Genomic DNA, 19,421 nt, shown 5'->3' with positions numbered 1-19,421 from the left:
TCCGGGGCTCCCTGGGTTCCTCGGGTCCTTGGCTTCCTTGGCTTCCTCCGGTCACGCGGGCGCGTGCACGCGGACCTGCTGGGGGCGTACGACGCGGTCCCCCATGCGGTAGCCGTGCCGTACGACCTCCGCGACGTCGCCGGCGAGCTCCGGCCGGGGCGCGGGGACGGTGCCCACGGCCTCCTGGAGGGCGGGGTCGAAGCGCCCGGCGGTGACCGGGATGCGGGTCATGCCGTACTTCTCCAGGAGGGTCAGCAGCTCTGCGCCGACCGAGTCGCCGAAGCCGCCGTCGACGCCGAGGTGGCGGTCGATGCGGTCCAGGAGGAGGACGAGGTCGTACAGGAGCGGCTGCACCAGCCGGCCCTCGGCGGCCCTGCGGGTGTGGTCGAGCTCGGCGCGCAGTTCGTCCAGACCGCGCCGTCCCTCACGGTCGTTGAGCAGCCGGCGGCGGAACTGGTCGCCGAGCGCGGCCATTTCCTCGCGCAGGCCGTCGACGGCGTCGGCCACCACGGCCAGGGGGTCGGGCGCGGGCTCCTCCGCGGTCTGCGGGGCGGGGCCCTCCGGCGGCACCTGCGGCACCTCCGGCGGCGCGGGGGGCTGCGGGGGCACCTCCGGCAGGGGTGCCGGTGGTACCACCGGCACCACCGGCACGGGCGGGACCTGCGGAGGCTGCGGAGGCAGCGGTGGCGGGGTGCTCATGCGCGGCTCCAGTACTGCTGCGGCGGGTTGAGGAGGTGCCGGGGGAGGGACGCGCGGGTGTGCCACCAGCGCGGTCGGAAGCCGATCCACGCGATGAGCGCGAGGGCGGCGAGCGCCACGAACCAGGCGTAGGGCCTGGCCGGCGTGAGCGGCACCACGACGGCCGGGACGAGGACCCAGAGCATGCTCTTGTGCCACCGCCAGGTCTTGCCCAGGGACTCGGCGGCGAGCCCCCGGTAGAACTCCAGCCGCCCCAGCAGGTCCGGATCGGCCGGGCGGACGGCCAGGCCCTGGTCGACGCAGTGCAGGATGCGCCGGGCGGCCTCCTCGGAGGCGACGACCAGCCTCCGGGTGACCGGGTGCGTGATCATCGAGCCCTCGGCACGCAGCGACCAGATGCGGCTGATCTGGTTGCGCAGCCCGGTGTGGCCGGGACTGTGCGCCAGGGCCTTCTCGTACCAGGTCAGCGCCTCGTCGAAGCGCGAGGAGGCGTACAGGCCGTCGCCGACGGCGAGTTCGGTCCCGAGGTCGCCCGGCGCCAGGTCGTCGGCCTTCATGTACCAGGTCAGGGCCGTGTGGTGGTCGCCGAGCGCGGTGTGGACGTTGCCGATCTGGAAGTGGTTCGCGGCGTCGTCCGGGTCCAGCTGCAGCGCCCTGCGGTGCTCCTGCAGGGCGTCCTGGTAGGCGCCGAGGTCCTGGTGGACGGCGCCCAGCAGCCGCCAGGCGTAGGCGTTGCGGTCGTCGTGGTGCACGGCCTGGCGGAGCTCGTACTCGGCGGCCTGCAGGTCGCCGTCCTCGATGTTCCGCTCGGCGTTGCCCACCCAGTCGCGTACGGTGCCGCCGAGGGTCGGCTGTACGGCTTCAGGCTCCCGGGGCCCCGGCCCCTTCTTCAGGGACCGGGCCAGCCGCTGGTCGTACAGGGCGCGGGCGGAAGGGTCGGTGAGCGCCTTGCGGGCCTCCAGCACGCGCCGCACCTTGTCCTCGGCCTCGCGGCGCTTGTCGGCAGTGGGGGCCTTGCTCGCCTTCCCCGCCCAGCTGCGGTGCTCGCGGTCGAGCTTCCTGCCGATCTCCTCGGCGCTGTCGGCGGTGCCGATCCCGAACTCGGCGTAGTAGTCGGGCACGTCCGTCGTGGTCATGGGGCGTCGGCTCCCGCTCCGGTCAGAGGGCCGCGGTGCGGGACACGCGGTCGCTGAGTTCCTCGAGCTCCTCGGTGCCCAGGTTGTCCGGGCGCTCGACCTCGAACTCGCCGAGCCACTCGCCCGAGGTCAGGTCCTTGACCTCGACGTGGATGATGCCGTCCACGTCGTAGGCGTAGTACACCTCGAAGGGCGCGCCCTTGGGGTACGGCGGGATCTTCAGGGTGCTCTCGCCGACGACCTTCACGTAGTCCAGGTCCTCGCCCTCGCCCTCGGTGACCTGCACCCGCAGCGCGGACTGGCGCTCCCGGACCGTGTAGAAGGTGTCGCTCTCCTTCGCGGGGACCGTGGTGTTGTGCGGGATGATCACCGCGTTGTACTCCGGTGAGCGGGGGGCGTCGTCGTGGACGGCGACCATGCCGAGCGACTGCGAGGTGACGTCCTTGATGGACTTCACCCTGCCCTTGGTGAGCCGGGCCAGGCCGTCGCCGGGGGCGGACTCCACGTGGGCGCCGCTGCCGATGTACTTCTTGCGCTCGGCGGCCTGTTCGGCGCGGACCTCGGCGTCCAGGGCGATCAGCGCGGCCCCCAGGGCCACCACCTCGTCCTGGCTGACGCCGCGTTCCGCGGTCCGCCCGGACAGCCGCTCCACCAGGGCCGGGACCTGCGGCATCCGCGTGGAACCGCCGACGAGCAGCACCTTGTCGACGTCGTCCCAGGTGAGTCCGGACTCCTCCAGGACGCCCTCGGTGAGGATGCGGGTGCGGTCCAGCAGTTCGGCGGTGAGCTCGTCGAACTTCTCGCGGGTGACGCGGATCTGCTCGTGCCGGCCGCCGGCCGAGAGCATGACGACGGCCTGCGGGGCGTTGGACAGGGTGCGCTTGGCGATCTCCGCCTTGTCGCGCAGTTCGGCGAGGGCGGCGGTGTCGTCGGTGAGGTCGGGGCCGCCGGCCGCCATGAAGGCGCCGTTGAGGTGCTCCATCAGCGCCCCGTCCCAGTCGAAGCCGCCGAGGTTGCGGTCCCCGTCGGTGGCGATGACGTCGTACTCGCCGTCCTCGACCTTCATCACGGTGACGTCGAAGGTGCCGCCGCCGAGGTCGTAGACGAGGACGGTGCCGACCCGCTCGTCCTCGTCCTGGTCGAGCCCGTACGCGAGGGCGGCCGCGGTCGGCTCGTTGACGATCCGCAGCACCTCCAGGCCGGCGATCCGGCCGGCGTCCTGGGTGGCCTTGCGGCGGGCGTCGTCGAAGTAGGCGGGGACGGTGATCACGGCGCGCTCGACGGGCTCGCCGAGCATCATCTCGGCGTCCTCCTTGAGCCGCTTGAGGATCAGCGCGGAGATCTCCTCGGGGCGGAAGGGGGTGCCGGACTCCGAGGTGTAGACGGGCGTGGGCTCGCCCATGTAGCGCTTGACGAACTGCACCACGTGGTCCGGGGCGGTGGCCGCGGAGCGTTTGGCCTGCGAGCCGACGACGACGACGTCGCCCTGGAACATCACCACGGACGGGGTGATGTTCTCGCCCTCGCGGTTGCGGACGATGGACGCGGTGCCGGTCCGGTCCGCCACCGCGACAGCGCAGTACGTCGTGCCCAGATCGATTCCCACAACCCGTGCCACAGCCGGGCACCTCCCCGTAGCCGTACGCCAACCGAATCTGCCGGAGCGTCAATCATGCAGCATGCAGGGGTCTTTCGGGGGCGGATCGACAGGGCCGCGGGGGCCGGGCCGAGGGTCAGGCGCGGCCCATGGCGCGGGTCAGCGCGATCTCGACGACGACCCGGTCCGGGTTGGGGGCGGGAGTGCGGCCGTAGCGCTCGGCGTAGCGCCGTACCGCGTCGGCGACGGCGTCCGGGTCGGTGTTGATCCGGGCCACGCCCTCCAGCGTCGCCCACCGCCCCTTGTCGACCTGGCACACCGCGACCCGGGCCCCTTCGGGCCCGGCCGCCAGCACGTGGGCGACCTTCCGGCTCGCCTTGTTGGTGATCACGCGCGCCAGCCCCGCCTCGGGGTCGTACGTCACGCCCACCGGCACGACGTGCGGGGAGCCGTCGGGCCGGTGGGTCGTGAGCGTGCTCATCAGGTACTCCCGCCAGAAGGCGAGGTAGGCGGGATCCGGTTCGCGTGGGTTGACCGTCATACCGGGAAGGATGTCACCCCATCGGCGCCAGGGCGACGGAGCCCCACGCCGGGAAGGACTCCGTCCCGTCGTCGAGGACGGCGGCCACCCGGTAGACGTGGGTCGTGCCCCTGGCCGGCGCGGTGTCGGTCCAGCTCGACGGCACGGTGGGCAGGGGTAGGGCGTTGAGCTTGACGAAGGCGCGGGTGGTGTAGTCGAAGTCGTACACGTTGTAGCCGGTGATCCGGTCGCACACGGAAGCGTTCGAGCAGTGCCAGTCCAGGAGCACCCCGCCCGCGGTCGTCTCCGAAACGCTGTCCATCCGCACCGCGAGGGTGCCCGGCGCGGGGTAGGGGGTGTCCACCATGTCGATCGGCGTGACGTCCAAGGTGGCGGCAACGGTGTCCGCGGTGGCGTTGCCCGAGGTGTCGACGGCCGCGACCAGGAAGCTCACGGGCTGGCTGCCGAGCGGCTTGACCAGGCGGTAGTGCGTGGTGCCGGCGGGGACCACGGCCGTGGTGTCCTTCTGGAAGTACCACTGGCTGGTGTAGGCGTTCAACTGCCAGGAGCCGGTGTGGACCTCGTAATGGTCGAGGTCGGCCGCCGTGCTGTCGTCCCAGTCGAGTTCGATGCCGTACTTCTCGGCCGTGCCGGTGAGGCCGGTGACGGCGGCCGGCGGGCCCGAGACCGCGGTCAGGGTGACCGAGGGCGCCTGGGACCTGGCGGACTCGTTGCCGGAGGCGTCGACCGCGGTGACCGCGTAGGAGTACGTCCCGGCCGTGCCGCCGGGCATCTGGTCGTTCAGGTACAGCTCGGTGGACGGGGCGCTGTCCGGGGCGAGCCGGACCCAGGCGCCGTCGGCGCCGGTGCGGCGGTACACGCGGTAGGACCGCAGGTCGCCGTCCTTGCCGGCGGCCCAGGTCACCGTCACGGCGCCGGTGGACTCGGAGTACGTCGCCAGGACCCCGGTCGGTACGGCCGGAGCGGTCCTGTCGGTGCTGGCGACCGTGATCATGGTGGAATCGGCCGAGGCGTGGCCCGCCTTGTCGACTGCCGTGACCGTGTAGACGTACTTCGCACCCGTGGGCGGCGGGGTGTCGCCGAAGCGGGGCGAGGTCACCAGGCCGGTCCCGCCGATCCTGGTCCAGACGGTCGCGGTCGCGAGCCTGCGGTAGACGCGGTAGCCGGCCAGGTCCATCTCGGCGTTCGGGGACCAGGTCAGACCGGCCTTGGCCGTGCTGCCGGAGTACGTGGCGCGCAGGCCGGCCGGGGCCAGTGGCTTGATCTTGTCGACGGAGGCCGACGTGCGGGGCGCGTAGCCGAACGTCACGTTGGCCTTGCCCTTGAAGGCGGCGAAGTCGACGCGGATGGTGTGCCTGCCCTTGGGGACGGTGAGGTTGACCGTCTTCTTCTGGGTCTTGCTCACGTCCTTCCAGAGGCTGATCTTGCGGTTGCCGTCGAGGTAGACGCGGATGCCGTCCTGTGCGGTGGTGCTGAAAGCGAACGGGCCGCCCGATCCGAAGTTCCTCGTCACCGTCCAGCGGACACCGAAGTTGTCCTTGGGCAGTGAGACGCCGGCCGGGTCGGCCGAGCCGTAGTTCTCGCTGATCTTCGTGTCGCAGACGGTCTTCTTGGGGGTGCCGTTGAAGGTCGTGCCGGCGTAGTAGGACGCCTTCCACACGTTGGTGCCGCAGGTGACGGCGGTGGTGGCGTGTGCCGGAACGGCGCCGGCGGTGGTGGCCCATGCGAGGGCGGCAGCGGCGACCACGGCTGCGGAGTGGCGTATGGACATGTCAGTGGATCCCCTCCCCTGGGGATTGATCGTGGCAGAGATGCGGAGAACTGCAAGGGCTTTCTGCGCCCGTCGCTGGCATTCACAGACTTGAGTGGAATAGACTCAACTTGTCTCACGCTGGAGTAGGCAGGTCCGAAACGGTTCCGGAAGGACCCAGAAGGAGGAGTACGCGGACGTGGACGCCGAGCTGACCAACAAGAGCCGCGAGGCCCTGAACGCCGCCAACACCAAGGCGGTCTCGGCCGGGCATGCGGACCTCACCCCCGTGCACCTGCTGCTGGCGCTGCTGGAGCAGCCGGAGAACGACAGCGTGCTGGACGTCCTCGCGGCCACCGGCGCGGACGCCGCCGCGGTGCGTTCCGGCGCCGAGCGGCTGCTGGGCGGACTGCCCAGCGTCCAGGGCAGCACGGTGGCGCCGCCGCAGGCGAACCGCGAACTGCTCGCCGTGATCGCCGACGCGGCGGGGCGGGCGAAGGAACTCGGGGACGCGTACGTGTCCACCGAGCACCTGCTCATCGGCATCGCCCTCAAGGGCGGAGCGGCCGGTGGGCTGCTGAAGGAGTACGGTGCGACCGGCAGCAGGCTGCAGGACGCCTTCGAGCAGATCAGGGGAGGTCAGCGCGTGACGACACCCGACCCCGAGGGCACGTACAAGGCGCTGGAGAAGTACGGCACGGACTTCACCGCGGCGGCCCGCGAGGGCAAGCTCGACCCGGTGATCGGCCGGGACAACGAGATCCGGCGCGTGGTGCAGGTGCTCTCCCGGCGCACCAAGAACAACCCGGTGCTCATCGGCGAGCCCGGCGTCGGCAAGACGGCCGTCGTCGAGGGCCTGGCCCAGCGGATCGTCAAGGGCGACGTGCCCGAGAGCCTGCGCAACAAGCGGCTGGTCGCCCTGGACCTGGGCGCGATGGTCGCGGGCGCCAAGTACCGCGGCGAGTTCGAGGAGCGGCTGAAGGCCGTGCTGGCGGAGATCAAGGCCAGCGACGGCCGGATCATCACCTTCATCGACGAGCTGCACACCGTCGTCGGCGCGGGCGCCGGCGGGGACTCCGCGATGGACGCGGGCAACATGCTCAAGCCGATGCTGGCCCGCGGCGAGCTGCGCATGGTCGGCGCGACCACCCTCGACGAGTACCGCGAGCGGATCGAGAAGGACCCGGCCCTGGAGCGCCGCTTCCAGCAGGTGCTGGTGGCCGAGCCCAGCGTCGAGGACACCATCGCGATCCTGCGCGGTCTCAAGGGACGCTACGAGGCGCACCACAAGGTGCAGATCGCCGACGCCGCCCTGGTCGCGGCCGCGACCCTCTCCGACCGCTACATCACCGCCCGCTTCCTGCCCGACAAGGCCATCGACCTGGTCGACGAGGCCGCCTCGCGGCTGCGCATGGAGATCGACTCCTCGCCGGTCGAGATCGACGAGCTGCAGCGCTCCGTCGACCGCCTCCGCATGGAGGAGATGGCGCTGGAGAAGGAGACCGACGAGGCGTCCAAGCAGCGTCTGGAGAAGCTGCGCAAGGACCTCGCCGACAAGGACGAGGAACTGCGCGGCCTCACCGCCCGCTGGCAGAAGGAGAAGGAGGGCCTGAACCGGGTCGGTGAGCTCAAGGAGCGTCTGGACGACCTGACCACCCGGATCGAGCGCGCCCAGCGCGACGGCGACTTCGAGGCCGCGTCCAAGCTGCTGTACGGCGAGAAGCCGAAGCTGGAGGCGGAGCTCGCCGAGGCCACCGAGGCCGAGGAGGTGGCCAAGCGGGGCACCATGGTCAAGGAGGAGGTCGGCCCGGACGACGTCGCCGACGTGGTCGCCGCCTGGACCGGCATCCCGGCCGGCCGCCTGATGGAGGGCGAGACGCAGAAGCTGCTGCGCATGGAGGAGGAGCTCGGCAAGCGCCTGATCGGCCAGGGCGAGGCCGTGCGCTCGGTGTCCGACGCGGTGCGCCGCTCCCGCTCCGGCATCGCCGACCCCGACCGCCCGACCGGTTCCTTCCTCTTCCTCGGCCCGACCGGTGTCGGCAAGACCGAGCTGGCCAAGGCGCTGGCGGACTTCCTCTTCGACGACGAGCGGGCCATGGTCCGCATCGACATGAGCGAGTACGGAGAGAAGCACTCCGTCGCCCGCCTGGTCGGTGCCCCTCCCGGCTACGTCGGCTACGAGGAGGGCGGTCAGCTGACCGAGGCGGTGCGTCGCCGCCCGTACTCCGTGGTGCTGCTGGACGAGGTGGAGAAGGCCCACCCCGAGGTCTTCGACGTCCTGCTCCAGGTGCTCGACGACGGCCGGCTCACCGACGGCCAGGGCCGTACGGTCGACTTCCGCAACACCATCCTCGTCCTCACCTCCAACCTCGGCAGCCAGTACCTGGTCGACCCGGTGCTCGGCGACGAGCAGAAGAGGGAGAGCGTGCTGGAGACGGTGCGGGCTTCGTTCAAGCCCGAGTTCCTCAACCGGCTCGACGACATCGTGGTCTTCAGCGCCCTGAACAAGGACGAGCTGCGCCGCATCGCCCGGCTGCAGACCGACCGCCTGGCGGCCCGGCTGCGCGACCGGCGGATCGCCCTCGACGTCACCGACGAGGCCCTGGACTGGCTCGCCGAGGAGGGCAACGACCCCGCCTACGGCGCCCGTCCGCTGCGCCGGCTGGTGCAGACCGCCATCGGCGACCAGCTGGCCAGGGAGATCCTGGCCGGCGAGGTCAGGGACGGCGACACGGTGCGGGTCGAGCGGGTCGGCGACCGGCTGCTGGTGGGCGCGACCACCGGCAAGACCCTCTGAGGCACCCCGGGAACGGCACGCGAACAGGGCACGGCGGGCCGCGCTTGCACGGCGCGGCCCGCGGTGAGGGAGGATGGGTGTATCCGTACGAAGGGAACTGCAAGGTGAGCATCGACCCGTCCTCGATTCCGAATTTCGGGGGCCAGCCGGACCCCCAGCCCGGCCCTGCCGGGAACGTGGTCATTCCTGACCAGGATCTGGTCAAGCAGCTGCTGGAGCAGATGGAGCTCAAGTACGTCGTCGACGAGGAGGGCGACCTCGCCGCGCCGTGGGAGGAGTTCCGCACCTACTTCATGTTCCGCGGGGAGGAGGACCAGCAGATCTTCGCGGTCCGCACCTTCTACGACCGGCCGTACAGCATCGAGGACAAGCCTCAGCTGCACGAGGCGCTCGACGACTGGAACCGCCGCACCCTGTGGCCGAAGGTCTACACCCACACGCACGACGACGGCACGGTCCGTCTGATCGGCGAGGCCCAGATGCTGATCGGCCTCGGCGTCGGCCTGGAGCACTTCGTCTCCAGCACCGTCAGCTGGGTCCGGGCCTCCATCGAGTTCGAGAAGTGGATCCTCGAGGCCCTCGGGCTGGAGAAGGACGCGGAGTCCACGGACGACGACGGCGACGGCGAGGACTGAGCGCGCCCCCACGGGCGTACACGGACCGCACGAGGGCAGCCCGTCCGCCACGCGACCGCCGGTGAGCGGGCGTGCGCGGGCGGGCTGTCCTGCTCCGGTCCCGGCCGGACGCGCGCCCCGACCGGCCCCGGCCCGCCCACGGCCTCAGAGCCGGCGCAGCCGCTCCACGCTCTCGCGCAGCACGTCCTCGCGCTTGCAGAAGGCGAAGCGCACCAGGCTGCGGCCCTCCTCCGCGTCGTCGTAGAAGATCACGTTGGGCACCGCCACCACCCCGCAGCGCTCGGGCAGCGCCCGGCAGAACGCCAGGCCGTCCTTCTCGTCGAGCGGCCGGATGTCGGTGGTCACGAAGTACGTGCCCTCCGGGCGGAAGACCCGGAACCCGGCCGCCTCCAGGCCGTCGGAGAGCAGGTCCCGCTTGCGCCGCAGGTCCTCGCGGAAGTCCCGGTAGTAGGCGTCCGGCAGCCGGAGCGCCTCGGCCACGGCGTACTGGAACGGCCCCGCGCTCACGTACGTCAGGTACTGCTTGGCCGCGCGCACCGCGTCGACCAGGACGGGGGCGGCGGTCACCCAGCCGACCTTCCAGCCCGTGAACGAGAACGTCTTGCCCGCGCTCGAGATGGTGACCGTGCGGTCGCGCATCCCCGGGAAGGACGCGAGCGGCACGTGCTCCGTGCCGTACGTCAGGTGCTCGTAGACCTCGTCGGTGACCACGATCAGGTCGCGCTCGACGGCCAGCTCCGCGATCGCCGCCAGCTCCTGCCGGGTGAGGACCATGCCGGTCGGGTTGTGCGGGCTGTTGAGCAGCAGCAGCCGGGTCCGCGGGGTGACCGCCGCGCGCAGGGCGTCCAGGTCCGGGCGGAAGGACGGCGCGCGCAGGGTGAGCGGGACGCGGCGGGCGCCGGACATGGCGATGCAGGCGGCGTACGAGTCGTAGAAGGGCTCGAAGGCGATCACCTCGTCGCCCGGTTCCAGCAGCCCGAGCATGGTGGCCGCGATGGCCTCGGTGGCGCCCGCGGTGACCAGCACCTCGGTGCCGGGGTCGAAGCCGAGCCCGTGGAAGCGCAGCTGGTGCTCGGCGACGGCCAGGCGTAGTTCGGGCACACCGGGCCCGGGCGGGTACTGGTTGCCGCGGCCGTCGCGCAGCGCGCGCACGGCGGCCTCGCGCACCTCCTCGGGGCCGTCGGTGTCCGGGAAGCCCTGGCCGAGGTTGATCGCACCGGTGCGGACGGCGAGGGCGGACATCTCGGCGAAGATCGTGGTCCCGAACTCGGCGAGTGCGCGGTTGAGCGGGGGTCGCGAGGAGGTCATGCCCGCCATCCTCCGCCGAACCTCTGGACTTCCTCAACGTAGCTTCGTGGGTGAGCACCTGCGGTGGTACCCAACGCGCCCCCTCTGACCAGGGGGGAGGCCGTCGTCGTCTGGCGTCGTCTGTCGTCGTTGGCTGCCCTCGGACGGCCCACAGACGGCCCAGGATCGCCGGGCCGTACGCTCTGGCCATGATGATGACCTGGGCTGACTTCTGGGCATTGATAGACACCCTGGGCGGTAAGACTGATGAAGCTGGTTGCCGCCGCCTTGCTGCAGAGCTGAGTAATCGCCCGGTTCCCGACATCCAAGGCTTCGCAGAGCGCCTGGCCGAGGCGTTGTACCGTCTGGATCAGGAGAAGTTCGGCAGCCTGCCCGTCGCCGACCTGACGCTGCGAGACGGTGAACCCCTCCCGCAATCCGCAGACAGCTTCCTGTATGCACGCTGTGCTGTGGTGGCTGCCGGCCAATCCGTCTGGGAGTCCGTGTTCTTCGACGTCGACCAGTTCGCCCCGTACACCGCCCCTACGCGCGACGGCGAGTCGCTCCTCTACGTGCCTGATCAGGCCTACGAACTGGCAACCGGGCAGGAGTGGGATCGGTCCACGCGCTACTGCTTCGAGACATTCTCGAATCAGGACGGCTGGCCACACCTGCAGGCCTGAGGCCGGCGGAGCCTCAATGGCTGCGTCAAGCCCGAGAACGACCTTGAAAACCGTCGTGGCAGCGATGTCACCGTGGGTTCAAATCCCACACTCTCCGCAGTAGGCCGGCGAAGGCGCTGGACAGAAGGGGTGCCCCAAGACACGGGGGCGCCCCTTCTTCATGCCTGCTGGCACCGTGATTCCCCGCGGTTCACCGTCTGATCGGGCACGCCAGGGGCACGGCGGCCGTGGGGGAAGATGGCAATGTGCAGCTCCCCTACGTCTACCGCGTCACCAAGTACGACCCCGCCGACCGTGACGCACACGGGCATTACACCGGCAGTGAGGACACCGTCAGCGATCACGGCGAGGTCGAGGCGTCTTACCTTTAGGCGGTCGCGGCCTTTGCCAGGGACACCGGTGTCGATCACCTGGCCGTACCTGAACCACAGGTCCCGTCCCTCGCGCACTTCGGTGTGGAGCCTGCGGTGGACGGCTTTGGGCTGGACGGGCTCTTCCCTGCTGGCCCTGTCGGTTTCTATGACGGGGCAGAAGTATCGCTCGAAATCGGGCTGCAGCTGGTGCGCGCCATGTTGCGCGACAACGGTGCCTGGTGCCGGTTGGAGGCCGAAGGCACGTTCGCGGTCCATGTGGGATGGGACCAGTACCTCTACATCAGCAGCAGCCGGCCTTGCGAGGAAGCGTTGGCCCACACCCGGGAGCTCGGACTGTTCCCAGAACGCCTGGACGCCTCCCCGTATGCCTTCGAGGCCGAAGAGGAGGAGCAGGTCACCCAGCGGCCCGGCGATGACGACTTCTGGGCCGACCTGCACAGGGCAGTCACCAACGGCAGCGCCGGAATCCTGGAAGAGACGTATCTCGAAGGCGCCTCACGATGGCACCACCTCGACCGCGACACCGTCGACACGGTTCGCGCCGGAATGGCTCCCCGGGCCCGTCTGTCCGTCTGGCCGCCCTTGTCCTCCGACATCAATGCCGTCCTGGAAGCCCTCCCCGCAGAAGGTCTCGTCGAAGGCGTCTGGCAGGACAACGACGGTCGCATCCACAGCGCCATCGCCGACGAGACCGCATTCCCGGAGCTGACCGCACGTATGCGCAGCGCCCGCGCCGCCGTACTACTGTCCACGTACGCGGGTGAAAGTGTCCCTCTGTTCACAGCTGTCATGCCAGACAACGACGGAGTTCTGCGGGCTCGTTGGCGAACCGGAGCCTCAATGGCTCAGGCAAGCGCCGCCGCACTCGAAGCGGGGAGCGCCAGTTTGGAAGACTGAGGCCGCGGACTGCGCCTCACCTGGGCGGACGCTGACCTGCGGCAACGCGGTCCCGTCGCCGCTGTTCCCCGTGGCTCCCCCTGCGACCCCGCCCGACGTGGCACGCGTGTGGCACGCACTATGGTTCGCCCATGAATCGCGCTCTCTGGACGGTCCTGGCCTTCGTGCTCTCCGTTTTTGCGGTCGGCGGCCTCAACAGTGCCATCAACGGCGCTGTGGGCGGCGGCGACGTGCCGAGTATCCTCGTCGCCCTCGTCATCAGCACCGTTCTGTTTTTCGCTGCGCGTGGTGCGTGGAGGCGGGTGGTTGGGAAGCACTAGACGCACCCGGCGGGTTCGCAGTCGACGAGCCGGTCAGTTCTTCTGGAAGTGATTCGGCGCATCCCTGACCTGCGCTTCCTTCTGTATCCCAACTTCTGACCTGCGGAGCGGCGGTCGGCCGCTGTCGTCGTTTGTCACTGTTGGCCACCCGTAGACGGCCCAGCAACGGCCCGAGAGCTAGCGATGCCGCCGCCTCTTCTGCAACTGGGACAATCCCGAGGTGAGCTACCCCGCAACAGACGAGCTGTCGTCAGCAGAGCGCGCATTCATGATCAATGCGACGGAGATTGACATCCTGCCGGGCGTCCGGGGAGATCTGGATGAACCGTTGGCATCCGCCGGTCCCACCGAGCTTGCGGCAATCCTTCTGCCGCTCATCGACAAGGGATGGATTGAAGTCTCCCGCTGCATCCCCTGGACCACCGTTGACGGCACACCGGGACTTCAGCCTGGACCATCCATCCCACGGCACGACCTTCCAGCCTTGCTGGCCGATGCTGACAACTGGGAGTACCCGGAAGACTTCGAGTGGCTGGGTCGCCTCACGCTCGTCCTTACCGAGGCCGGGCAGCAGATTCCCCGGTGACCTCCGTTCGCCCGGCGTCAAGGTTGGCGTAGCGGCTTTGCACGGGAGCTGCCATGGGGCGAGAGATCGGGGCCCGTACGCTGGCCGCGAATCGGGCTGGCTCCCTGCCTGCCCGCAATAGCCCGATGTGGGTCCCGATCTTCGAGGCTCGCCCCATGGTGGCTGTGTAAAACCGTGGAGCCGACCGCCCCAGCCACAGAGGGTTGCCTCCTCAGGCACCCCTCGCGCCGCCGCGCTCTGCGCGGCGGGAGCGCCTTGATGAGGTAGAGAAATCCGTAACAGTGCAGCTCAGTCGGTTGTCGGATCGTCTTCGTCGGTGACGCGGAACTCGTAGCTCAGTGAGTAGCGGTCGCCGGGGATGATGATGTCGGCGATCTCGACGGGGCGTTCGTCGGTGAGGTGACAGCTCGCCTGCTGTTCACCAACGCCGGCGGAGGCATCGTGTGGCGGAGCAACTTCAACGCCCACGACTGGAAGCCCGCTCTCGCCTCGATCGGCCTCATCCCGGAGGCGGAGGAAGGGAAGCGCTACGTCTCCGCCCGTGAACACGGCATGCACGCCCTCCGGCACTTCTACGCCTCGGTACTCCTCGACTCCGGGGAGAGCGTGAAGGCCGTGAGCGAGTACATGGGACACGCCGACCCGGCGATGACCCTTCGCGTGTACGCGCACCTGATGCCCAACAGCCGCGAGCGATCCCGGCGAGCCGTTGATCGAGTCCTTGGGCCGCCGCACGTTGAAGATCACGGCCCCTAGACGGCCCAGTCGCCCACCCTTGGCCCCTGGTTCTGGTTCCGATGCAGACCAGGGGCCTTCGCGTACCCGGAAACCTCTGGACTTCCTCAACTTTGCTTTCGGCCGCGGACCGCGGGGGCATCACCGTCGCACAACGAAAAGCACGGAAAGCGGGGGTGGGAACGATGGGCGCGTTGGTCGTATTGCTCGTCTTCGGCGCGATAGTGGGGCTCGTCGTCCTGGCGGCGAGGAAGGGCGGCCGGCGGAGGGGCCGGCGGCACTCGTACAGCTCCTCCGCCGGGGGCGCCGGGGCCGGCTGGTGGGCGGGGGACGCGGGCTCCTCCGACGGGGGAGGCGGTGGCCACCACGGGGGAGGCCACCACTCCTGCGGCGGCGGGAGCTCGTGCGGCGGGGGCGGCGGTGGCTGTGGCGGCGGGGGCTGTGGCGGCGGGGGCTGCGGCGGCGGAAGCTGACGATACGAAATTGCGTATTGCCCGTGCCGAATCGCATATGCGCCCGGTGGGTTACTCACCCGTCGGGCGCATTTGTAGTGAACACCTGAACCCGTCCGGGCCCTTGCGGATGTAAAGGGGGTGGAGATGGGTAAAAACGCTGAAGGCGACGCGCCATTCATGATTGCGTATTCACCGACCCCTCGTGGGCACGAGCCGACGGACGTTCTCCCCCCACAGGCGCGGGTCGGCGCGTCCTCTCCCACCATGCCCGTGACCTCCCCTCGCTTGCTCGCGATGTGCCTGCGGAGCCGACTTCATGCTCACCATGCTTCAGACCGCCTACACCGACACCCGCGCCGGCGACCTGGCCTGGTGTCTGGGGAAGGACGAGCTGCCGGCGCTCGCCGTGCTCGACCGCGAGCTCCCGGGCGCCGGTTCCGACGCGCCCGCGGCCCCCGGCGTCCAGGTTCAGCTGCGGCTGCTCGGCGCCTCCCACCAGGTCATCCTGGACTCGGCCCGCGGCCGCTGCTCGGAGACCGTCGCCTGCCTGCCGGGCACCAGCGCGCCGCTGCCGTTCGGTGTGGCGCGGCGGATCGCCGGCTGGGACTACGAGTTCGCGGCGCGGATCGAGACGCTCTCCCGGGGAGGCTTCGCGGGGCGGGCGCAGGAGCTGCTCGCGCTGGTGGCCGATCACCCCAATGGCCTCGCGGGGACGTTCCCGGGTGATCCGCACGCCTTCACCGCGATGCTGGTGCAGTACCGCGGCGGCAGCGTCCTGTGGCGCACCTGGCACGCGTACCCCCAGGAAGGACGCCTGGTGGCGACCCGTTCGACCCTCAGCGCGCAGCCGTGAGCGCGGTGGTACGCCCGTGGCCGACACGGCGTCAACGCGCCGCCAAGTGCCACGAATTGCACCCCTGTGGGTGACGTGGACCGCCACATACCTGACATAGCGTGCAAGCATGATCGACCAGTCCACCTCCCGTACGGCCCGGGCCGCCCCGCGCGTCTGCAGGCTGCGGCTCCCCGTCCCGGTGGCCGCGGCCAGGGCGCTGGTCCTGGCCGCGGTCTTCGTCTGCGCCGCCTGCGGCCTGGTGTACGAGCTCGAACTGGTCGCCCTCGCCTCGTACCTGGTCGGCGACTCCGTGACGCAGGCGTCGATCGTGCTGTCCGTGATGGTCTTCGCCATGGGCGTCGGCTCCCTGCTGGCCAAGCGGCTCAGCTGCGCGCCGGCGATCGGCTTCGCGGCCGTCGAGATCGTGCTGGCGCTGGTCGGCGGGCTCTCGGTGATGGCGCTGTACGCCAGCTTTGCCTGGTTCGGCCAGTCCCGGCCCGCGATGGCGGTCTTCGCCTTCGCGATCGGCGTTCTCATCGGCGCCGAGATACCGCTGCTGATGACGCTGATCCAGCGGGTCCGGCGGCAGGACGCGGGCGGTGCGGTCGCCGACCTCTTCGCCGCGGACTACGTGGGCGCGCTGGTCGGCGGGTTGGCCTTCCCCTTCCTGCTGCTGCCCTGTTACGGCCAGCTGACCGGGGCGCTCGTCACGGGCGCGGTCAACGCCGTGGCGGGCGGCGCCATCGTGCTCTGGCTCTTCCGCAGTGACGTCACGCCACGTGCCAGGGCCCGGCTGATCGCCGCCAACCTCGTGGTCCTCGCGGTGCTGGCGGCGGCGGCCTGGGCCGCCGGGCCGTTCGAGCGGGCGGCCCGGCAGGCGGTGTACGGCGGCGACGTGCGGTTCGCCGAGCAGACCGCCGTCCAGGAGGTCGTGCTCACCTCGGCTCCGTTGCAGCTCTTCCTCGACGGCCGGCTGCGGGTCCGCGACCGGGACGAGTACCGCTACCACGAGGCGCTGGTGCACCCCGCCATGGCGGGCCGGCACCGCCGGGTGCTGATCCTCGGCGGTGGCGACGGGCTCGCGCTGCGCGAGGTGCTGCGCTACCGGGGGGTCGGCTCGGTGACCCTGGTCGACCCCGACGCCCGGCTCGTCGCCCTGGCGCGGGACGACGCGGCGCTGGCCCGCCTCAACCGGCACGCCTACCGCGACCCCCGGGTCGAGGTGGCCGCCGCGGACGTCTTCGACTGGCTGCGGCAGGAGGGCCCGCCGCGACCGCCGGGCGGGTACGACGTCGTGCTCGCCGACCTCCCCGACCCGGGGATCTCGCGCAGCGCCAAGCTGTACTCGCAGGAGTTCTACGGGCTGGCCGGGCGCGTGCTCGCCCCGGGTGGGCGGCTCGCGGTGCACGCGGGAGCGCCCGGCGCCGCCCGGCGCGGCTTCTGGACCGTCGACGCGACGGTACGGGCGTCCGGGCTGCGCACCGCCGACTACTGGATCGGCACCGGCCGCGAGGACGAGGACTGGGGCTTCGTCCTCGCCGCCCGGCACCGCGCCCCGGCCCCGCGGCTGCCCGCGGACGCGCCGCGGCTGCGGTCGCTGTCCCCCGCCGTGCTCGCCTCGGCGGTCCGGCGGGCCGCGCGGTCCCCGCTGCGTGACCTGCCCCCGTCGACGCTGATGCATCCGCGCTCCGGGTGAGGGCGAACCGGCGGTGAATCGGCACCGAAGCACCGCCCGGCGGATTAGGCTCGCGGCATGGAGCCGCATGAGGTGTTCGTTCCGTTTCCGGCCGAAACCATTCGCCGGTCCCTCGCCGACCTGGAGCGCGTGGCGCGCTGCGTGCCCGGCCTCCAGCGGGACGCCGGCGCCGAGGAGGGGCTCGCCGGCCGGCTGAGGCTCCGGATCGGCGGCTCGACCATCACCTACCGCGGCACGCTGCGACTGGTCCCGCGCGGCGGCGGGCTGGCCGTCGAGGGCGAGGCGGTGGAGTCGCGCGGCGCGGGCACGGTCAAGCTGGCGCTGGAGCTCGGCGTGGACGCCGTGTCGGGCGGTGCCCTGCTGACCTTCACCGGCACCGTGCAGGCCGACGGGCGGCTCGGCGAGTACGAGGAGGCGACGGTCACCTCCGCCGGCCACCGCCTGCTGGACCGTTTCGTCGCCGCGCTCACCTCCGACCTGGAGGAGCAGGCACCGGCCGGGGCGCCCGAGCCGGTTGTGGAGGACGCCGGTGTCGAGGACCTCGCCGACGACCTGCCCGCGCAGCTCGACGAGTTCGCCGGGCACGACGCCCAGGAGCTGCGTGAGCTGGAGGAGCTCCCCGAGCTGGAGGACGCGGACGGCGCGGAGGCCGTCGGCGAGGTGCTGCCCGGAGCGGAGGCGGTGGCCAGGGTCCCCGAGGACCCGGCCGGGATCGACCTGCCCGCGGAGGCCGCGCACGCCCGCCGCACCCTGATCGGCCGCAGCGCCGAGGAGGTCGACCACGCCCCGCCGCGCGGCCGCTACGCCCCGGTGCCCGCACCGCAGAGCGGCGCCGCGGCCGCGTCGCTGCGCCGTTACGCGCCGGTCGCGGCGGCGCTGCTGCTGTCGGCCGTGGTCGCGGGGCGGGTGCTGCGGCGGCGCAGGCGCTCGTTCCCGTAGGGTCTCATCCGTGGCCACGGATGAGACCCCTGACGGGCGAGACGACGAGCACGCAGTCCAACTCGAAGCCGGACCGGCGCGGCTGACGATCCTTCCGGATCTCGGCTGCCGTGTCGGCTCGCTGACCGTCGGCGGCGTCGAGCTGCTGCGGCAGGGCCCCAACTTCGGGTCCTTCCCGATGGTCCCGTGGTGCGGCCGCACCCGGGACGGGCAGTTCCGCAACGGCGGGGTGCTGCACCAGATGCCGCGGGACGCGGGCCCGCACGCCATCCACGGCACCGGCCGGCACGTCGCCTGGCACAAGGCCCCGGGCGCCACCGGCACCAGCGTCTGCTTCTACTACGACCTGGCCGAGCCCTGGCCGTACAAAGGCCGGGTCAGCCAGCGCTTCGAGCTGTCCGAGGACCGCCTGGACCTCACGATGAGCGTGGAGACCACGGACGACTCCTTCCCGGCCCAGGCCGGCTGGCACCCCTGGTTCCTGCGCAACCTCGGCCGGGGCGGGCAGGACGCCCTGATCGACTTCACCCCCGGCTGGATGGAGGAGCGCGGCGAGGACCACCTGCCCACCGGCCGCCGGGTGGAGCCGGGGCCCCGCCCCTGGGACGACTGCTTCGGCATGCCGGACGGTGTGGACGTCACCCTGACGTGGCCGGGCGAGCTGCGGCTGCGGATCACCAGCCCCGCCGAGTGGGTCGTCGTCTACGACGAACAGCCCCCGGCCATCTGCGTGGAACCGCAGTCGGGCCCCCCGGACGGGCTGAACACCGCGCCGCGTCTGGTCACCCCGATCGACCCGTTGGAGATGCGCGCCACCTGGGCCTGGGAGCCGCTGGGCTAGGCTCGTGGCCATGAGCGACGCGCGTGATGCCCTGCTGCAGCAGATCAAGGACAAGGCCGTGGTGCACGGCAAGGTGACCCTCTCCTCGGGTCTCGAGGCCGACTACTACATCGACCTGCGCCGGATCACGCTGGACGCCGAAGCCGCTCCGCTGGTGGGTCAAGTGATGCTCGACGCCACCGCCGACCTGGACTTCGACGCCGTCGGCGGGCTCACCCTCGGCGCCGACCCGGTCGCCACCTCGATGCTGCACGCCGCCGCGGCCCGCGGCCGCCGGCTGGACGCCTTCGTGGTGCGCAAGGCGCAGAAGGCGCACGGCATGCAGCGCCGCATCGAGGGGCCGGACATCACGGGCCGCCGGGTGCTGGTGGTCGAGGACACCTCGACCACCGGCGGCTCGCCGCTGACCGCGGTGGAGGCCGCGCGCGAGGCCGGCGCCGAGGTCGTGGCCGTCGCCGTGATCGTCGAGCGGGGCGCCGCCGGGGCCATCGCGGAGGCGGGTCTCCCGTACGTCCGCGCCTTCGGTCTGGACGATCTCGGTCTGGGCTGATTGGCCGTCTGACCTGGGCTTTCCCTCAGGGGTGAAGGGTTTCACGTGAAACCCTTCACCCCTGAGGT

At 71.2% G+C, this 19,421-nt stretch carries 18 protein-coding genes and 1 pseudogene; 13 read left to right on the top strand and 6 right to left on the bottom strand.

The window, feature by feature from the left end; translation table 11 throughout:
- Positions 1-51 precede the first annotated feature (51 nt).
- The 5 genes from grpE to ABZ312_RS30170 all read right to left on the bottom strand — a co-directional run bounded on the left by grpE (position 52) and on the right by ABZ312_RS30170 (position 5,744).
- Complete coding sequence (grpE, locus tag ABZ312_RS30190; protein ID WP_500322557.1) at positions 52-699, bottom strand: nucleotide exchange factor GrpE; 648 nt, start codon at positions 697-699, stop codon at positions 52-54.
- Entirely contained in the window at positions 696-1,835 is a 1,140-nt protein-coding gene (locus ABZ312_RS30185; RefSeq protein WP_500360056.1) for a tetratricopeptide repeat protein, read from the bottom strand. The genes grpE and ABZ312_RS30185 overlap by 4 nt, the downstream gene beginning before the upstream one ends.
- Positions 1,836-1,857: 22 nt before the next feature.
- Positions 1,858-3,453, bottom strand: a complete 1,596-nt coding sequence (locus tag ABZ312_RS30180; protein WP_500322561.1) for an Hsp70 family protein — start codon at positions 3,451-3,453, stop codon at positions 1,858-1,860.
- A gap of 115 nt (positions 3,454-3,568) precedes the next feature.
- On the bottom strand, positions 3,569-3,973 hold the full coding sequence (locus tag ABZ312_RS30175; protein ID WP_500322562.1) for a pyridoxamine 5'-phosphate oxidase family protein: 405 nt from the start codon (positions 3,971-3,973) through the stop codon (positions 3,569-3,571).
- A gap of 13 nt (positions 3,974-3,986) precedes the next feature.
- Positions 3,987-5,744 (bottom strand): PA14 domain-containing protein, encoded by a 1,758-nt coding sequence (locus ABZ312_RS30170; RefSeq protein ID WP_500439156.1) that lies wholly within the window; start codon positions 5,742-5,744, stop codon positions 3,987-3,989.
- Between the two features lie 178 nt (positions 5,745-5,922).
- On the opposite strand from ABZ312_RS30170, the gene clpB reads away from it, so the two are divergent.
- Both clpB and ABZ312_RS30160 read left to right on the top strand, forming a co-directional pair.
- On the top strand, positions 5,923-8,520 hold the full coding sequence (gene clpB / locus ABZ312_RS30165) for an ATP-dependent chaperone ClpB (protein ID WP_500322564.1): 2,598 nt from the start codon (positions 5,923-5,925) through the stop codon (positions 8,518-8,520).
- 104 nt (positions 8,521-8,624) lie between these two features.
- Positions 8,625-9,155 carry a type III secretion system chaperone family protein gene (locus ABZ312_RS30160; RefSeq protein ID WP_499512661.1) on the top strand — a complete coding sequence of 177 codons (531 nt, stop codon included), beginning with the start codon at positions 8,625-8,627 and terminating at the stop codon, positions 9,153-9,155.
- Between the two features lie 144 nt (positions 9,156-9,299).
- On the opposite strand, the gene ABZ312_RS30155 is transcribed toward ABZ312_RS30160, so the two are convergent.
- The gene (locus ABZ312_RS30155) at positions 9,300-10,463 is read right to left on the bottom strand and encodes a pyridoxal phosphate-dependent aminotransferase (protein WP_500439155.1); all 1,164 of its coding nucleotides are present in this window, start codon (positions 10,461-10,463) and stop codon (positions 9,300-9,302) included.
- A 188-nt stretch (positions 10,464-10,651) separates the two neighbouring features.
- Between ABZ312_RS30155 and ABZ312_RS30150 the strand changes: the two genes are divergently transcribed.
- The 11 genes and pseudogenes from ABZ312_RS30150 (at position 10,652) to pyrE (ending at position 19,353) form a co-directional block, all read left to right on the top strand.
- Positions 10,652-11,125 (top strand): DUF4240 domain-containing protein, encoded by a 474-nt coding sequence (locus ABZ312_RS30150; protein ID WP_500360061.1) that lies wholly within the window; start codon positions 10,652-10,654, stop codon positions 11,123-11,125.
- Positions 11,126-11,370: 245 nt separating this feature from the next.
- The gene (locus ABZ312_RS30145) at positions 11,371-11,496 is read left to right on the top strand and encodes a hypothetical protein (RefSeq protein WP_500322569.1); all 126 of its coding nucleotides are present in this window, start codon (positions 11,371-11,373) and stop codon (positions 11,494-11,496) included.
- 96 nt (positions 11,497-11,592) lie between these two features.
- Positions 11,593-12,396 (top strand): RNA-binding protein, encoded by an 804-nt coding sequence (locus tag ABZ312_RS30140; protein ID WP_500360062.1) that lies wholly within the window; start codon positions 11,593-11,595, stop codon positions 12,394-12,396.
- A gap of 131 nt (positions 12,397-12,527) precedes the next feature.
- On the top strand, positions 12,528-12,716 hold the full coding sequence (locus tag ABZ312_RS30135) for a hypothetical protein (RefSeq protein ID WP_500322572.1): 189 nt from the start codon (positions 12,528-12,530) through the stop codon (positions 12,714-12,716).
- A gap of 220 nt (positions 12,717-12,936) precedes the next feature.
- Positions 12,937-13,302, top strand: a complete 366-nt coding sequence (locus tag ABZ312_RS30130) for a hypothetical protein (RefSeq protein WP_500322574.1) — start codon at positions 12,937-12,939, stop codon at positions 13,300-13,302.
- Positions 13,303-13,701: 399 nt separating this feature from the next.
- Positions 13,702-14,058: pseudogene (locus ABZ312_RS30125) on the top strand (tyrosine-type recombinase/integrase); the annotation flags it as partial.
- A 750-nt stretch (positions 14,059-14,808) separates the two neighbouring features.
- Complete coding sequence (locus tag ABZ312_RS30120; protein ID WP_500322576.1) at positions 14,809-15,345, top strand: DUF2617 family protein; 537 nt, start codon at positions 14,809-14,811, stop codon at positions 15,343-15,345.
- 109 nt (positions 15,346-15,454) lie between these two features.
- Positions 15,455-17,023 carry a polyamine aminopropyltransferase gene (locus tag ABZ312_RS30115; RefSeq protein WP_500322578.1) on the top strand — a complete coding sequence of 523 codons (1,569 nt, stop codon included), beginning with the start codon at positions 15,455-15,457 and terminating at the stop codon, positions 17,021-17,023.
- Between the two features lie 57 nt (positions 17,024-17,080).
- Positions 17,081-17,962, top strand: a complete 882-nt coding sequence (locus tag ABZ312_RS30110; RefSeq protein ID WP_500439154.1) for an SRPBCC domain-containing protein — start codon at positions 17,081-17,083, stop codon at positions 17,960-17,962.
- A gap of 10 nt (positions 17,963-17,972) precedes the next feature.
- Positions 17,973-18,803 carry an aldose epimerase family protein gene (locus ABZ312_RS30105; RefSeq protein ID WP_500322580.1) on the top strand — a complete coding sequence of 277 codons (831 nt, stop codon included), beginning with the start codon at positions 17,973-17,975 and terminating at the stop codon, positions 18,801-18,803.
- Positions 18,804-18,813: 10 nt separating this feature from the next.
- Positions 18,814-19,353, top strand: a complete 540-nt coding sequence (pyrE, locus tag ABZ312_RS30100; protein WP_500322582.1) for an orotate phosphoribosyltransferase — start codon at positions 18,814-18,816, stop codon at positions 19,351-19,353.
- The last annotated feature ends 68 nt before the right edge of the window (positions 19,354-19,421 follow it).

The organism is Streptomyces sp. NPDC006207 (assembly GCF_040613835.1).
GTDB lineage: Bacteria > Actinomycetota > Actinomycetes > Streptomycetales > Streptomycetaceae > Actinacidiphila.
The sequence above is the reverse complement of the archived record's forward strand: the minus strand, read 5'-3'. Positions and strand labels throughout refer to the sequence as shown.

What these genes read in the sequence shown, in the direction of transcription:
- grpE (WP_500322557.1), bottom strand. Translation starts at nt 699, where the DNA reads ATGAGCACCCCGCCACCGCTGCCTCCGCAGCCTCCGCAGGTCCCGCCC.
- ABZ312_RS30185 (WP_500360056.1), bottom strand. Translation starts at nt 1,835, where the DNA reads ATGACCACGACGGACGTGCCCGACTACTACGCCGAGTTCGGGATCGGC.
- ABZ312_RS30175 (WP_500322562.1), bottom strand. Translation starts at nt 3,973, where the DNA reads ATGACGGTCAACCCACGCGAACCGGATCCCGCCTACCTCGCCTTCTGG.
- ABZ312_RS30170 (WP_500439156.1), bottom strand. Translation starts at nt 5,744, where the DNA reads ATGTCCATACGCCACTCCGCAGCCGTGGTCGCCGCTGCCGCCCTCGCA.
- ABZ312_RS30155 (WP_500439155.1), bottom strand. Translation starts at nt 10,463, where the DNA reads ATGACCTCCTCGCGACCCCCGCTCAACCGCGCACTCGCCGAGTTCGGG.
- ABZ312_RS30150 (WP_500360061.1), top strand. Translation starts at nt 10,652, where the DNA reads ATGATGATGACCTGGGCTGACTTCTGGGCATTGATAGACACCCTGGGC.
- ABZ312_RS30135 (WP_500322572.1), top strand. Translation starts at nt 12,528, where the DNA reads ATGAATCGCGCTCTCTGGACGGTCCTGGCCTTCGTGCTCTCCGTTTTT.
- ABZ312_RS30120 (WP_500322576.1), top strand. Translation starts at nt 14,809, where the DNA reads ATGCTCACCATGCTTCAGACCGCCTACACCGACACCCGCGCCGGCGAC.
- ABZ312_RS30115 (WP_500322578.1), top strand. Translation starts at nt 15,455, where the DNA reads ATGATCGACCAGTCCACCTCCCGTACGGCCCGGGCCGCCCCGCGCGTC.
- ABZ312_RS30110 (WP_500439154.1), top strand. Translation starts at nt 17,081, where the DNA reads ATGGAGCCGCATGAGGTGTTCGTTCCGTTTCCGGCCGAAACCATTCGC.
- pyrE (WP_500322582.1), top strand. Translation starts at nt 18,814, where the DNA reads ATGAGCGACGCGCGTGATGCCCTGCTGCAGCAGATCAAGGACAAGGCC.